The organism is Nocardioides sp. LMS-CY, assembly GCF_018732145.1.
Taxonomy (GTDB): domain Bacteria; phylum Actinomycetota; class Actinomycetes; order Propionibacteriales; family Nocardioidaceae; genus Nocardioides; species Nocardioides soli.
The window spans coordinates 2,330,924-2,345,494 of sequence record NZ_CP076104.1 but is presented as its reverse complement, the minus strand read 5'-3'; the positions used below and the strand labels follow the sequence as shown (position 1 = coordinate 2,345,494).

The 14,571-nt window shown below is 70.6% G+C and carries 10 protein-coding genes and 1 tRNA gene; 1 reads left to right on the top strand and 10 read right to left on the bottom strand.

Annotated features, from left to right (window positions below; genetic code table 11):
• Nucleotides 1-19: 19 nt before the first annotated feature.
• The 6 genes from KM427_RS11345 to KM427_RS11320 all read right to left on the bottom strand — a co-directional run bounded on the left by KM427_RS11345 (nt 20) and on the right by KM427_RS11320 (nt 5,351).
• The gene (locus KM427_RS11345; protein WP_183590328.1) at nt 20-811 is read right to left on the bottom strand and encodes an ABC transporter ATP-binding protein; all 792 of its coding nucleotides are present in this window, start codon (nt 809-811) and stop codon (nt 20-22) included.
• A complete protein-coding gene (locus KM427_RS11340) occupies nt 808-1,794 on the bottom strand; it encodes an ABC transporter ATP-binding protein (RefSeq protein ID WP_183590329.1) in 987 nt (328 codons plus the stop codon). Before KM427_RS11340 ends, KM427_RS11345 begins: the two co-directional genes overlap by 4 nt.
• A 4-nt stretch (nt 1,795-1,798) precedes the next feature.
• Nucleotides 1,799-2,974: a branched-chain amino acid ABC transporter permease gene (locus tag KM427_RS11335; protein WP_215527243.1), complete on the bottom strand. Its 1,176-nt coding sequence runs from the start codon at nt 2,972-2,974 to the stop codon at nt 1,799-1,801.
• A 17-nt stretch (nt 2,975-2,991) separates the two neighbouring features.
• Complete coding sequence (locus KM427_RS11330) at nt 2,992-4,278, bottom strand: branched-chain amino acid ABC transporter permease (protein ID WP_215527242.1); 1,287 nt, start codon at nt 4,276-4,278, stop codon at nt 2,992-2,994.
• Between the two features lie 194 nt (nt 4,279-4,472).
• Nucleotides 4,473-5,009 (bottom strand): response regulator, encoded by a 537-nt coding sequence (locus tag KM427_RS11325; RefSeq protein ID WP_246390042.1) that lies wholly within the window; start codon nt 5,007-5,009, stop codon nt 4,473-4,475.
• A gap of 114 nt (nt 5,010-5,123) precedes the next feature.
• Nucleotides 5,124-5,351, bottom strand: a complete 228-nt coding sequence (locus KM427_RS11320) for a hypothetical protein (protein WP_215527241.1) — start codon at nt 5,349-5,351, stop codon at nt 5,124-5,126.
• A 94-nt stretch (nt 5,352-5,445) separates the two neighbouring features.
• Here KM427_RS11320 and KM427_RS11315 point away from each other — a divergent pair.
• Nucleotides 5,446-5,518 (top strand) — tRNA-Leu (locus KM427_RS11315).
• A gap of 413 nt (nt 5,519-5,931) precedes the next feature.
• On the opposite strand, the gene KM427_RS11310 is transcribed toward KM427_RS11315, so the two are convergent.
• From KM427_RS11310 to gltB, 4 genes are all read right to left on the bottom strand, one after another.
• The gene (locus tag KM427_RS11310) at nt 5,932-6,456 is read right to left on the bottom strand and encodes a 2'-5' RNA ligase family protein (RefSeq protein ID WP_215527240.1); all 525 of its coding nucleotides are present in this window, start codon (nt 6,454-6,456) and stop codon (nt 5,932-5,934) included.
• A gap of 59 nt (nt 6,457-6,515) precedes the next feature.
• The gene (gene pyk / locus KM427_RS11305; protein WP_183590334.1) at nt 6,516-7,985 is read right to left on the bottom strand and encodes a pyruvate kinase; all 1,470 of its coding nucleotides are present in this window, start codon (nt 7,983-7,985) and stop codon (nt 6,516-6,518) included.
• Between the two features lie 443 nt (nt 7,986-8,428).
• On the bottom strand, nt 8,429-9,898 hold the full coding sequence (locus KM427_RS11300; RefSeq protein WP_215527239.1) for a glutamate synthase subunit beta: 1,470 nt from the start codon (nt 9,896-9,898) through the stop codon (nt 8,429-8,431).
• A 32-nt stretch (nt 9,899-9,930) separates the two neighbouring features.
• Complete coding sequence (gene gltB, locus KM427_RS11295; RefSeq protein ID WP_425490143.1) at nt 9,931-14,547, bottom strand: glutamate synthase large subunit; 4,617 nt, start codon at nt 14,545-14,547, stop codon at nt 9,931-9,933.
• Between the last annotated feature and the right edge of the window lie 24 nt (nt 14,548-14,571).

Sequence of the window (14,571 nt, the reverse complement as noted above, 5' to 3'; positions counted from 1 at the left end):
GCGCGTCGACGGGGATCCGTCAGGCCGAGGGGTGGTCGCGCGCGTCGTCGACGTCCTTGGCCAGGGTGCCGAGGTAGAGCTCGATGACCTTGGGGTCGTTGGCGAGCTCGCGGCCGGTGCCGGTGTAGGCGTCGCGGCCCTGGTCGAGGACGTAGCCGCGGTCGCAGATCTGCAGGCAGCGGCGGGCGTTCTGCTCCACCATCACCACACAGACCCCGGTCTTGTTGATCCGCCGGGTGCGCAGGAAGGTCTCGTCCTGGCGCACCGGCGACAGGCCGGCCGACGGCTCGTCGAGCAGCAGCACCGAGGGCTCCATCATCAGCGCGCGGGCCATCGCCAGCGACTGGCGCTCACCGCCCGAGAGCGCGCCCGCGCTCTGGTTGCGCCGGTCGTGCAGCACCGGGAACAGGTCCCACATCGCGTCGAGGCGCTCCCGCACCTTCCGCGGGCGCAGGAAGAGCCCCATGCGGAGGTTCTCCTCGATGCTCAGCGACGGAAAGACGTTGTTGGTCTGCGGCACGAAGCCGACGCCCATCTCCACCAGCTGGTTGGTGCGCAGGTTCGTGATGTCGCGGTCGCCCAGCAGCACCGAGCCGGAGTGCACCTTCACCAGGCCGAACATCGCCTTGAGCAGGGTCGACTTGCCGGCGCCGTTCGGACCGATGATGCCGATCATCTCGCCCGGGAACGCCTGCAGGCTGCAGCCGTTGAGGATGTTCACGCCCGGCAGGTAGCCGGCGACCAGGTCGCGGGCCTCCACCACCGGCGTGCGGGTCTCGGTGGCGGTGCCGCCCGTCTGCTGCTCGGTCATCGCAGTCCCTCCGCCTCTTCCTCGGCCTCGCGTTCGGCCTCCTCGGCCGCCACCTGCTCCGCGAGCTCCTCCATCGTCTCGTCGGAGAGCAGGGCGTCGTCGCCGAGGTCGGTGTCGTGGTGCGCACCGAGGTACGCGTCGATCACGGCCTGGTCGGACATCACCGACTCGGCCGGCCCCTCGGCGACCAGGCGGCCCTCCGCCATCACCGCCACCCAGTCGGAGATATGGCGTACGACGTGCATGTCGTGCTCGACGAAGAGCACGGTCATGCCCTCGTCACGCAGGCTCTGGATGTGGCCGAGCAGCGACTGGGTGAGCGCGGGGTTCACGCCCGCCATCGGCTCGTCGAGCATGATCATCTTCGGATCGCTCATCAGCGCCCGCGCCATCTCGAGCAGCTTGCGCTGACCGCCCGACAGGCTGCCGGCGTAGTCGTCCTTCTTCTCGTGGAGCTTGAACCGCGCGAGCAGCTCGTCGGCCTTCGCCTCGATCTCCCGCTCCTGCTTGCGCCAGGTGCCGCGGAACATCGACTTGAAGAGGTTCTCCCCCGCCTGGTCCTGGGCGCCGAGCATCATGTTCTCGATCACCGTCATGGCGCTGAGCGCCTTGGTGAGCTGGAAGGTGCGCACCATGCCGGCCCGCGCCACGCTCGATGCCGACGTCTTGTCGAGGGTGCGGCCGTCGAAGGCCCAGTGCGCGCCCTTGCCGGCCGAGGTCGGCTTGTCGAAGCCGGTGATCAGGTTGAAGAAGGTCGTCTTTCCGGCACCGTTGGGGCCGATCAGCGCGGTGATGATCCCCCGTTGCACCTCGAGGTGCTGGACGTCGACGGCGGTCATGCCGCCGAACTGGCGCACGATGTTGTCGACGACGAGGATCGGGTCGGGCTTGCCCGAGCCGGGCGTCGCCTCGAATCCGGAGACCAGCTCGCGGCGCGCGGCCGGGTCGGCGAGCCCACGCGGGGCAACGGACGGGGATGCCATCTGGTCAGACATTGAATCGGAGCTCCCTCTTGTTGCCCAGGATGCCTTGTGGTCGGAAGATCACGATCAGCATCAGCGCCACGCCGACGACGATGTAGGAGAACTGCTCGGTCTGCTGGTTGTTCATGATGCTGTCGGGCACGTACGCCGCGGCGGTGTACTTGATGCCGATGCGGGCGGCGAAGAACAGGATCGAGCCGAGCAGGGGCCCGAAGATCGTCGCGGCTCCGCCGAGCAGCAGCGCCGTGTAGCAGAAGAACGTCAGCGAGCGCCCCATCGAGTCGGGCTGCACGCTGGCGGGCAGCACGTAGACGATGCCACCGAGCGCACCGAACAGGCCGCCGATGATCAGCGCCTGCATCTTGATGGAGAAGACGTTCTTGCCCAGGGAGCGGATCGCGTCCTCGTCCTCGCGGATGCCGCGCAGCAGGCGGCCCCACGGACTGCGGACCAGCAGGTACACGACCAGGGTGCAGAGCAGCACCAGGCCCCAGGCGATGAACCTGACCCACCAGCCGTTGACGCCGGTGCGCTGGTTGGGCACCGGGAAGAGGAAGAACAGCAGGAAGACGCCGACGATGATGAGGCCACCCATCAGCGCGGCCTGCCCCAGGCCGGCGAACGCGTGGCCCCTCCGGAGTCGCAGGATCAGCGCCACGGCGCACGCCACCACGAGGACCCACCCGATGATCCGTACCCAGGCCGCGCCGTCGGCGACGTCGGTGTAGTTGAACGGCAGCAGCGTGAACTGGCCGCCGCCGAAGAACGACAGGCTCGTGAAGGGGTCGCGGTACTGGCTGCCCGGGATGCCCTGGGCGGAGCCGGTGAAGTCGGTCAGCAACGCCGATCTGCCGACGTACCTGATGATCTCGGCGGCCGAGATCGTGACGATCGCGAGATAGTCGCCGCGCAGCTTCAGGGTGGGCGCGCCGAGGATGAGGGCGAAGACGAACGCCGCGCCGAACCCGAGCGCCAGGCCGACCACCATCGGCAGGCCGTGCCAGACGGAGATCGCGAAGCCGTAGGCGCCGAGCAGCATGAACGCCGACTGGCCGATGTTGATCAGTCCGGTGAAGCCGAAGTGGATGTTCAGGCCGATCACCGCGATGGCGACCGCGGCGGTCTGGGGCGAGAGCGCCTCGCGCATCATGCCGTTGAGGATGAACTGGATGGTGTCCATGGTCGTCAGTCCCTCCCTTACCCGACCCGCTGCGGCTTGCCGAGCAGACCTTGCGGTCGCACGAGCAGGAGCAGGATCAGGATCAGCATGGCGGTCGCGTACTTGAAGTCACCGGGCATGCCCAGCACCGGCGACAGCTCGACGACGAGGCCGATGATCAACGAGCCGAGGAGGGCGCCGAACGCGGTGCCGAGGCCACCCAGGGTCACCGCCGCGAAGAGCAGCAGCAGGATCTGCATGCCCGAGTCCCACTTGATGCCGTTGGTGACCAGCGCGTAGAGGAGGCCGGAGAGACCCGCGAGGCCCATCGCGACCGTCCAGACCAGGCGGATCACCCGGTCGGTGTCGATGCCCGACGCCGACGCCAGCGCCGGATTGTCGGAGACGGCGCGGGTGGCGCGGCCGATGCGGGTGCGCAGGAGTGCGTACCCGACCGCGGCCAGGACGACGATCGAGATCCCCATGGCGACCAGCGACTGGTTGGTGATCGTGACCGGCCCGAACGTGCTGACCTCCGGGTTGGCCTGCTCGACGCGGACGGTGCGGGCCCCGACGGCGTACTGGAAGACGTACTGGAGTGCCAGCGAGAGCCCGATCGTCACGATCATCATCTGGATCAGCCCGAGCCCCCGGCGCCGCAGCGGCTGCCAGAGCACCCGATCCTGGAACCAGCCGGTGAACGAGCACACGATCACCACCAGGATGCCGCCGACCCAGAGGCTGAGGCCCTGCTGGTTGACGAAGAAGTAGCCGAGCAGCCCACCGAGGGTGACCTGCTCGGCGTGCGCGAAGTTCGAGAGGCCGGTGGTGCCGTAGATCAGCGAGAGCCCGACCGAGGCCAGCGCGAGCAGCAGGCCGAGCCGGATGCCGTTGACCGTGCTCTGCACGAGCTCGTCGACCTTGCTCGTCGAGGCGCTGTAGGCCTCGGTGCGGACGTCGAAGAGCGCCGGCTTGGTGACTCCGAACGCCGCCTGGACCGTGATCTGGTCCTCGGCGACGACCACGTCGTCGGGCAGGGACGCCTCATCGATCTTGACGACGTAGGGACCTTCCTTGTCGAGCTGGAGGTTCCACTTGCCGGTCTCGCTGGTGGTGACCTCCTGCTCGGCGCCGCTCTCGTCGGTGACCGTGAGCTTCACGTCGGCCAGCGGACCGTCCTCCGTGCGGACGGTGCCCGCGATGCAGGCGGCGTCGGGGCCCGGGAGGCAGAGCGTGTCGACGGCCTGGGCCGCCCCTGAGGACATCAGTGCAAGCAGCGGCGCGAGCAGCAGCGCGGCGATCAGCCCCGCAGCCCCTCTGGCCACCCTCCGCTCGCGGACGACGTGTTGAGACTTCAACTCGGTCCTCCCATCCAGAACCCGGCCGGGTTTCGGGCAGTCTAGGGGCCAATAATGTGGTCTGCGCCACTCTCCCGCGCCAGTCGCGCGCGTCGCAACGAGGCTTTACCAAAGCGTGATCAGGCGGAGACGTACGGCGGCGGAGCCGCCCGGCGCAGGGCTCAGCCCGCGATGCCGGGGCCGTGCGCGATGACGCCCTCGGCCACCTGCCGCATGGAGAGGCGCAGGTCCATGGCGGTCTTCTGGATCCACCGGAAGGCCTCCGGCTCGGAGAGCCGGAGCTGCTCCTGGAGCACGTTCTTGGCGCGGTCGACCGCCTTGCGGGTCTCCAGCCGCTCGGTGAGGTCGGCGACCTCGGCCTCGAGCATCGACAGCTCGGCGAAGCGGCTCATCGCCATCTCGATCGCCGGCACGAGATCGGACTGGCTGAACGGCTTCACCAGATAGGCCATCGCGCCCGCGTCACGGGCCCGCTCCACCAGGTCCCGCTGGGAGAACGCCGTCAGGATGACCACCGGCGCGATCCGCTGGCCGGCGATCTGCTCGGCCGCGGCGATGCCGTCGAGGACGGGCATCTTGACGTCGAGGATCACCAGGTCGGGGCGCAGCTCCTGGGCCAGCTCGACCGCGGTGGCACCGTCGCCCGCCTGGCCGACGACGTCGTACCCCTCTTCGGTGAGCATCTCCGCGAGGTCCATCCGGATCAGGACCTCGTCCTCGGCGATGACGACCTTCCGCGCGGGACCCTCGGGCGCCCGCGGGTCGGTCGGCTGCGTCACGGACAGCAGCGTATCCGCCCGCGGCCGGCGCCGTCAGGCCGGTCGGGTCACATCGCTGATCGGCTCGTGACGGACCGGCCCGGCGTACCGCGTGCGCAGGTAGAGCTCGACCTCCTCGCGCTCGACCCGCGTCCGGCTCAGCGTCGTCGACGCCTCCCGCGCGTTCGTTCGCGCGCCCTCGTTGCTCCGGCGACCCCAGCCGCCGATCCGCGCACCGATCCCGGCGATCATGGTCATGTCGATCTCCCCGCTGCCGAGCACCCGCGAACCTCTTCGCTCGAAACTGTAGTAGACAGGTCGACTTTGGCCAAGGGCGTGGGCCGGCGGCGTTTCGGCTAAAGTTCTGGCGCTGCTGGCCCCGGTAGCCCAACGGCAGAGGCGATGGTCTCAAACACCATTCAGTGTGGGTTCGAATCCCACCCGGGGCACGGTCCCCGCCACCTGCGTGTTCCAGCAGGACCCGCGGCTCGGTGTCCATCGGTCGCGGGGGTGGACGAGCGACGGGCTGGCCACGGGCGCAGCCGGGTCGCGACGGATCACAGCCGGCTTGCGGGCCCGCGGACGGGATAGTCCGTCACGTTCTGGCTGTCGTTTCGCGCGGTCGGCCCGCCGTTCCGTGACGGACTATCCACGGGGCGGCACCCGGCGGTGCGCATTCCACCGGGACGACCGAACTCACGCCCGGACGACGAAGCTCCGTCGTCCCAGCGGGAGATTCGTCGGCCGGCCGACGAATCTCCCGCTCGGCCCCCGGGATCCCACCGCAGGGCGCCAGACGTACCACCCACGGATCAGTCAGGACAGCCGGTCGTACGGCGCCTGGATCCGACGATCCGACCCGTCACGGCACGGTCGAGAGCGGCCAGGTCTGCCCGGTCGCACTGTCGATCAGCGCGGCGCGGGCGACCGTCAGGCCCAGCGGCAGCGTGTCGGCGACCATCGTGACCGCGGCCGCCTGGCGGGTGCCCTTAGCCCTGGTCGCGACCGAGACGTGCGGGATCCAGTGGCCCGGGCGGTAGTGCTGGTGCAGGTCCGCCCCGGCCGCCACCAGCGCCGTGGCGACGCGCTCCTGGCGGAGGGCGACCGCCGCCGGAATCGACACCGCGAGCGCGACCCGGCCGCGCGGGAACAGCACCGAGCCGTGCCCCTCGGCGAGGAAGCCGCCCCCGTCGGGCATCGCCTCGACGATCGCCCGGACCCGGTCGAGGTCCCACACCCGCAGCACGGCGTACGACAGGTGGGGGCGGTGCCGGCGGTGCGTGTGGGTCTCGAGCGTGCGGATGCCGTGGACCTCGAGCCGGCTCCACAGGTCCCGGACCAGGCGCTCGGACCGGCCGTCGAAGAGGAGGCAGACCGCGAGCGCCATGCCTTCAGTGTCGCCCAGTGTCGCCCAGTGTCGCCCAGCGTCGGCGCCGGGACGGCGCCTCAGCGCGTGGGGCGGCGGTACGCCGGGGCGACCTCGTTGATGGCGTCGCCCATCCGGTGGATCCGCAGTGCGTTCGTCGAGCCCGGGATGCCCGGCGGGCTGCCGGCGATGATCACGACCAGGTCGCCCTCGGTCACCCGGCCGATCTGGAGCAGCTGCTCATCGACCTGGCGGACCATCTCGTCGGTGTGCTCGACGGGCTGGGTCTTGAAGGTCTCGACGCCCCAGGTCAGGGCCAGCTGCGACCGGACGGCCGGCAGCGGCGTGAAGGCGAGGACCGGGATCGGGCCGCGCAGCCGCGACATCCGCTTCGCGGAGTCGCCGCTCTGCGTGAAGGCCACGACGTACTTGGCGCCGACCCGCTCCGCGACCTCCTCGGCGGCCTTGGCGATCACGCCGCTCTTGGTGTGGGGGTCCCAGTCGATCGCGGCGACGCCGAAGCGGTCGCTGTCCTGGAGCGCATGGGCCTCGGTCGCCGTGATGATGCGCGCCATCGTCTCGACGGTGTGCACGGGGTACTCCCCCACGCTGGTCTCGCCGGACAGCATCACCGCGTCGGCCCCGTCGAGCACGGCGTTGGCGACGTCGGAGGCCTCGGCGCGCGTCGGCGCGGGGTTGCCGATCATCGACTCGAGCATCTGGGTCGCGACGATGACCGGCTTGGCGTTGAGGCGGGCCTTCTCGATGATCCGCTTCTGCAGGAACGGCACGTCCTCCAGCGGGCACTCGACGCCGAGGTCGCCGCGGGCGACCATGAACCCGTCGAACGCAGCGATCACCTCGTCGAGGTTCTCGATCGCCTGCGGCTTCTCGATCTTCGCGATGACGGGGATGCGCACGCCCTCCTCGTCCATGATCTTGCGGACGTCCTCGGCGTCCTTGGCGTCGCGGACGAAGCTCAGCGCGATGAAGTCGACCGTCAGGCGCAGCGCGAAGCGCAGGTCCGCGATGTCCTTCTCCGACAGCGCCGGCACCGAGACCGCGACACCGGGGAGGTTGATGCCCTTGTTGTTCGAGACCTTGCCGCCGACCAGCACCTCGGTATGCACGTCGGTGCCGTCGACCACCTTCGTGACCCGCAGCCGGATCTTGCCGTCGTCGATGAGGATCGGGTCGCCGACCTGCACGTCGCCGGGCAGTCCCTTGTACGTCGTGCCGCACGCCTGGTCGTCGCCCGGCACGTCGCGGGTGGTGATCACCCACTCCTGGCCGCGGTGCAGCACGACCGGCCCGTTCTCGAACGTCTCGAGCCGGATCTTCGGGCCCTGGAGGTCGGCGAAGATGCCCACCCCGTGACCGCTGGCGTCGGAGGCCTCGCGCACCAGGCGGTACGCCTCGGCGTGGTCCTCGTGGGACCCGTGGCTCATGTTCAGCCGGGCCACGTCCATCCCGGCGTACACGAGCTCCCGGATCCGTCGCGGCGACGAGGTCGCCGGGCCGAGGGTGCACACGATCTTGGCTCTACGCACGTACCTCACCCTAGCGACTTTGACCTTCCGAAGACCAAACCTCCAGGGCGCTGGGTCGCAGAACCGCCGGTTCGCGTGCCAGTGAGCGGTGCCGGGCCGGCTTGCCAGGGGCGGATCGCGTGTCTCTTCGTTTCCCCGGGCGCCCGGGGAAACGAAGAGACACGCCGGGCCCGGCAGGGGCGGTCAGGGCAAGCGACGGCGACACGCCGGAGGTTGTCGGCGTGTCGCCGTCGCTTGCCCTGACCACCCCAGCAGCTCGACCGGCCGACGGCCCGCGCAGACCCAGACCCCAGCAGACCCAGACCCCACCAGACCCAGACCCCACCAGACCCAGACATGAGGTTCAGACCGGCACTGCCCGAACGACCCCGAGCAGGTGGTCAAACGACCGAGTCGGCACTGTCTCACCCGGAGTTCGGGGGAACAGCGCCGACTCGCCGAGCTCACACCACCAGCGGGCGCTCGGTGGGGGCGATCGGGGCGGGGAGCGTGGTCGAGCCGGTGAGGAACCGGTCGACGGCCGCCGCGGCCGCACGCCCCTCGGCGATCGCCCACACGATGAGCGACTGGCCCCGGCCCGCGTCGCCGGCGACGAAGACACCCGGCTCCGAGGACTCGTACGTCGCGTCGCGCTTGACGTTGCCGCGCTCGTCGAGGTCCACGCCGAGCTGCTCGACGAGGCCCGGCCGCTCAGGACCGAGGAAGCCCATCGCGAAAAGCACCAGGTCGGCCCGGATCTCCCGCTCGGAGCCCTCGACCTCGGTCAGCCTGCCGCCCTCGAACACGACCTCGACCAGGCGCAGCGCCCGCACGTTGCCGTGCTCGTCGCCGAGGAACTCCTTGGTCGAGACGCCGTACACGCGGTCGCCCGCCTCCTCGTGCGCCGAGGAGACCCGGAAGATCATCGGGTAGGTGGGCCACGGCTGGCCCGCAGGGCGGGACGCCGGCGGCTCGGCCAGGATCTCGAGCTGCGTGATCGACGCCGCGCCCTGACGGGTCGACGTGCCGAGGCAGTCGGCACCGGTGTCGCCACCGCCGATGATCACGACGTGCTTGTCGGTCGCCAGGATCTGGCCGTCGACCTCCTCGCCCAGCGCGACCCGGTTGGCCTGCGGCAGGAACTCCATCGCCTGGTGGATGCCGGCGAGCTCGCGCCCGGGCACCGGCAGGTCGCGGGGCTCGGTCGCGCCCATGGCGAGCACGACGGCGTCGTACCTCTCCCGGAGCCGGTCGGCGGTGAGCTGCTCGCCACCGACGTCGACGCCGGCCCGGAAGACGGTGCCCTCACGGCGCATCTGCTCGAGGCGCTTGTCGAGGTGCTTCTTCTCCATCTTGAACTCGGGGATGCCGTAGCGCAGCAGGCCGCCGATCTTGTCCGCCCGTTCGTAGACCGCGACCGTGTGGCCGGCTCGGGTCAGCTGCTGGGCGGCGGCGAGGCCGGCCGGGCCCGAGCCCACGACCGCGACGGTGCGACCCGAGAGCCACTCCGGCGGCTGGGGCCGGACCAGGCCGGACTCCCATGCCTTGTCGATGATCGAGACCTCGACGTTCTTGATCGTCACCGGATCCTGGTTGATGCCCAGCACGCAGGCGGTCTCGCAGGGGGCCGGGCAGAGGCGGCCGGTGAACTCGGGGAAGTTGTTGGTCGCGTGCAGGCGCTCGATCGCGCCCTCCCAGTCGTCGCGCCAGACCAGGTCGTTCCACTCGGGGATGATGTTCCCGAGCGGGCAGCCCTGGTGGCAGAACGGGATGCCGCAGTCCATGCAGCGGCCCGCCTGCTCGGTGATGATCGGGAGCAGGGCCCGCCCGGCGCTGCCGGGGTAGACCTCCTGCCAGTCCCGCACTCGCTCCTCGACCGGCCGTCGCTCGGCGACCTGACGGCCGCTCTTGAGGAATCCACGTGGATCAGCCATGCCGAGCTCCCCCCTTCATGCCTTCGCTTCGCTCATCCATGAAGCACCTCCATGATCCGGGCGGCGGCCTCGTCCTCGTCGAGGCCCTCCTCGAGGGCCTCGGCGCGCGCCTCGAGCACGCGCTTGTAGTCGCTGGGCATCACCTCGGTGAACCTGCCGAGCGAGGTCGCCCAGTCGGCGAGCAACGCCTCGGCCACGGTCGAGCCGGTCTCCTCGAGGTGCCGGCGGACGAGCTCCTCGAGCTCCTCGGCGGCGGCACCCGTGACGGAGCCGAGGTCGACCAGCTCGGGGTTGACCCGCCCGGGGGCCAGGTCGAGCACCCAGGCGACCCCGCCGGACATGCCGGCCGCGAAGTTGCGTCCGGTGGGGCCGAGGACGACGACCCGGCCCCCCGTCATGTACTCGCAGCCGTGGTCGCCGACGCCCTCGGTCACCGCCCGCGCGCCGGAGTTGCGCACGCAGAACCGCTCGCCGACGCCGCCGCGGATGAACAGCTCACCCGAGGTGGCGCCGTACGCGATCACGTTGCCGGCGATGATCTGCTCGGCGGCGTCGAACGTCGCGGCCCGGTCGGGCCGGACGACGATCCGGCCGCCCGACAGGCCCTTGCCGACGTAGTCGTTGGCGTCGCCCTCGAGCCGCAGCGTCATCCCCCGCGGGACGAACGCGCCGAAGGACTGTCCGGCCGATCCGGTGAAGGTGATGTCGATGGTGCCGTCGGGCAGCCCGGCCCCGCCGTACTTCTTGGTCACCTCGTGGCCGAGGATCGTGCCGACGGTGCGGTTGACGTTGCGGATCCGGACCTGGGCGCGCACCGGCTCGCCGTGCTCGATCGCGGCCCGGGCCAGCGGCACCAGCTCGGTGACGTCGAGCGACTTCGCCAGGCCGTGGTCCTGTGCCTTGGTGCGGAACAGGTCCTGCGCGGGGAACGCCGAGCGGTCGGGCTGGTGCAGCACCGGGGTCAGGTCGAGCCCGGCCGCCTTCCAGTGGTCGACCGCGGGCTTCACGTCGAGGCTGCCCACCTGGCCGATCGCCTCCTCGAGCGAGCGGAAGCCGAGCTCGGCGAGCAGCTCGCGGACCTCCTGCGCGATGAACTCGAAGAAGTTCACGACGAACTCGGGCCGGCCGGAGAAGCGCTCGCGGAGCACCGGGTTCTGCGTCGCGACCCCCACGGGGCAGGTGTCGAGGTGGCAGACCCGCATCATGATGCAGCCGGAGACCACCAGCGGCGCCGACGCGAAGCCGTACTCCTCGGCGCCCAGCAGCGCCGCGATCACGACGTCGCGACCGGTCTTGAGCTGGCCGTCGGTCTGGACGACGATCCGGTCCCGCAGGCCGTTGAGCAGCAGGGTCTGCTGGGTCTCGGCGAGGCCGAGCTCCCAGGGACCGCCCGCGTGCTTGAGCGACGTGAGCGGTGCGGCACCGGTGCCACCGTCGTGGCCGGAGATCAGCACCACGTCGGCGTGCGCCTTGGAGACACCGGCCGCGACGGTGCCGACGCCGACCTCGGAGACCAGCTTCACGTGCACGCGGGCCTGCGGGTTGGCGTTCTTGAGGTCGTGGATCAGCTGCGCCAGGTCCTCGATCGAGTAGATGTCGTGGTGCGGCGGCGGTGAGATGAGTCCCACGCCAGGGGTGGAGTGCCTCGTCTTGGCCACCCAGGGGTAGACCTTGTTGCCGGGCAGCTGGCCGCCCTCGCCGGGCTTGGCACCCTGCGCCATCTTGATCTGGATGTCGTCGGCGTTCGTCAGATACTCCGACGTGACGCCGAACCGGCCCGACGCGACCTGCTTGATCGAGCTGCGCCGCTCCGGGTCGTAGAGCCGCTCGGGGTCCTCGCCGCCCTCGCCGGTGTTGGACTTCGCGCCCAGCCGGTTCATCGCGATCGCGAGGGTCTCGTGCGCCTCCCGGCTGATCGAGCCGTAGGACATCGCGCCGGTCGAGAACCGCTTGACGATCTCGGACACCGGCTCGACCTCGTCGATCGGCACCGGTCCGCGGCCGGTCGCCACGGCGTCCTTGAACCGGAACAGGCCGCGCATCGTCATCAGCCGCTCGGACTGCTCGTCGACGCGGGCCGTGTACTGCTTGAAGATGTCGTAGCGGCCGGTGCGGGTGGAGTGCTGCAGCCGGAAGACCGTCTCGGGGTCGAACAGGTGCGGCTCGCCCTCGCGGCGCCACTGGTACTCCCCGCCGATCTCGAGCTCGCGGTGCGCCGGCGAGATGCCGCCGCGCGGGTACGCCGTGGCGTGCCGGCGCGCGACCTCCTCGGCAATCGTGTCGAGCCCGATGCCGCCGAGCTTGGACGTGGTGCCCGTGAAGTAGCGGTCGACGACCGCCTGCGACAGCCCGACCGCCTCGAAGATCTGGGCGCCGGTGTACGACGCGACCGTCGAGACGCCCATCTTCGACATCACCTTGAGCACGCCCTTGCCGAGCGCCTTGACCAGGTTCTTGACCGCCTGCTCGGGCTCGTTGGTGACGTAGTAGCCCTGACGCGCGAGGTCCTCGACCGACTCCATCGCGAGGTACGGGTTGACCGCGGCCGCGCCGTACCCCACCAGCAGGGCGACGTGGTGCACCTCGCGGACGTCGCCGGCCTCGACCAGCAGCCCGACCTGGGTGCGGGTCTTCTCCCGGACCAGGTGGTGGTGGACCGCGCCGGTGAGCAGCAGCGACGGGATCGGCGCGCGCTCGGCCGTCGAGTGCCGGTCGGAGAGCACGATGACCCGGGCGCCGTCGGCGATCGCCGCCGACACCTCCTGGCAGATCTCCTCGATGCGCTGCGCCATCGCCGCGCCGCCGCCCTCGACCGGGTAGAGGCCGCGGGCCACGTGGGTGATGAAGCCCGGCATGTCGCCGTCGCGGTTGATGTGCCGGATCTTGGCCAGGTCGTCGTTGGAGATCACCGGGAACGGCAGCACGACCATCCGGCACGACGCGGGCGCGGGCTCGAGCAGGTTGGCCTCCGGGCCGATGGTGCCGGCCAGAGAGGTGACCAGCTCCTCCCGGATCGCGTCGAGCGGCGGGTTGGTCACCTGGGCGAAGAGCTGGGTGAAGTAGTCGAACAGCAGCCGCGGCTTCTCGCTCAGCGCGGCGAGCGGCGTGTCGGTGCCCATCGACCCGATCGGCTCGGCGCCGGTGCCGGCCATCGGCGTGAGCAGCACCCGCAGCTCCTCCTCGGTGTAGCCGAAGACCTGCTGACGCCGGGTGACCGACGCGTGGGTGTGCACGATGTGCTCACGGTCCGGCACGTCGTCGAGGTGGATCAGGCCGGCGTGCAGCCACTCGTCGTACGGGTGCTCCGTGGCGAGCTCGGCCTTGATCTCCTCGTCCTCGATGATCCGGTGCTCGTCGGTGTCGACCAGGAACATCCGGCCCGGCTGGAGGCGGCCCTTGCGGACCACCTTCTCCGGGGCGATGTCGAGCACGCCGACCTCGGAGGCGAGCACGACGAGGCCGTCGTCGGTCACCCAGTAGCGTGACGGGCGCAGGCCGTTGCGGTCGAGCACCGCGCCGATCTGCGAGCCGTCGGTGAACACCACGCAGGCCGGGCCGTCCCAGGGCTCCATCACCGTGGAGTGGAACTCGTAGAAGGAGCGGCGCGCCGCGTCCATCTCGCCGCCCTGATCCGGTCCAGCGTTCTCCCATGCCTCGGGAACCATCATCAGCACCGCGTGGGGCAGCGAGCGACCGCCCATGTGCAGCAGCTCGAGCACCTCGTCGAACGACGCGGAGTCCGAGGCCCCGGGGGTGCAGATCGGGAACAGCCGGTCCAGGTCTCCCGGGATCACGTCGGAGGCGAGCAGCGCCTCACGCGCCCGCATCCAGTTGCGGTTGCCCATCACCGTGTTGATCTCGCCGTTGTGGGCGATGAACCGGAAGGGGTGCGCCAGCGGCCAGCTCGGGAACGTGTTGGTCGAGAACCGCGAGTGCACCACGGCCAGTGCCGAGGTGACCCGTTCGTCGAGCAGGTCCGGGAAGAACCTGTCGAGCTGGTCGGTGGTGAGCATGCCCTTGTAGACCAGGGTCCGCGAGGACAGCGACGGGAAGTAGACGTCGGTCTCGCGCTCGGCCCGCTTGCGCAGGCAGAAGGCCAGCCGCTCGAGCGCCATGCCGGTGACGCGGGAGCCCGCGCCGGCCACGAACAGCTGCTGGAAGGCCGGCATCACCCCGAGCGCCATCCCGCCGAGCCCGGCGGGATCGGTCGGGACCTCGCGCCAGCCGAGCACGCTCAGGCCCTCCTCGGCGGCGAGCTCCTCGATGCGGTTGCGGGTCTTGGCGATCTGCTCGGCGTCGCCGGACAGGAACGCCGTGCCCACGGCGTACGCGTGCTGTGCGGGGAGCTCGAAGCCCGCCTCCCGCGCGACCGCGCGCAGGAAGGCGTCGGGGACCTGGAGCAGGATGCCGGCACCGTCGCCGGTGTTGGGCTCGGCACCGGCGGCGCCGCGGTGGTCGAGGTTGCGCAGGGCCTGGATGCCCTGCTTCACGATCTCGTGGGTGGCCTCACCCGTGAGGGTCGCCACGAACGCGACGCCGCAGGCGTCCTTCTCGTGGCGGGGGTCGTAGAGCCCTTGAGCTTGCGGGCCGCGCCAGTGCGCGGGCCGGGGCAAGGATGGGGGCGGCGGGAATGCATGCGAGTACGGCACGGGCATTCTCCCGTCGTCGTCTGC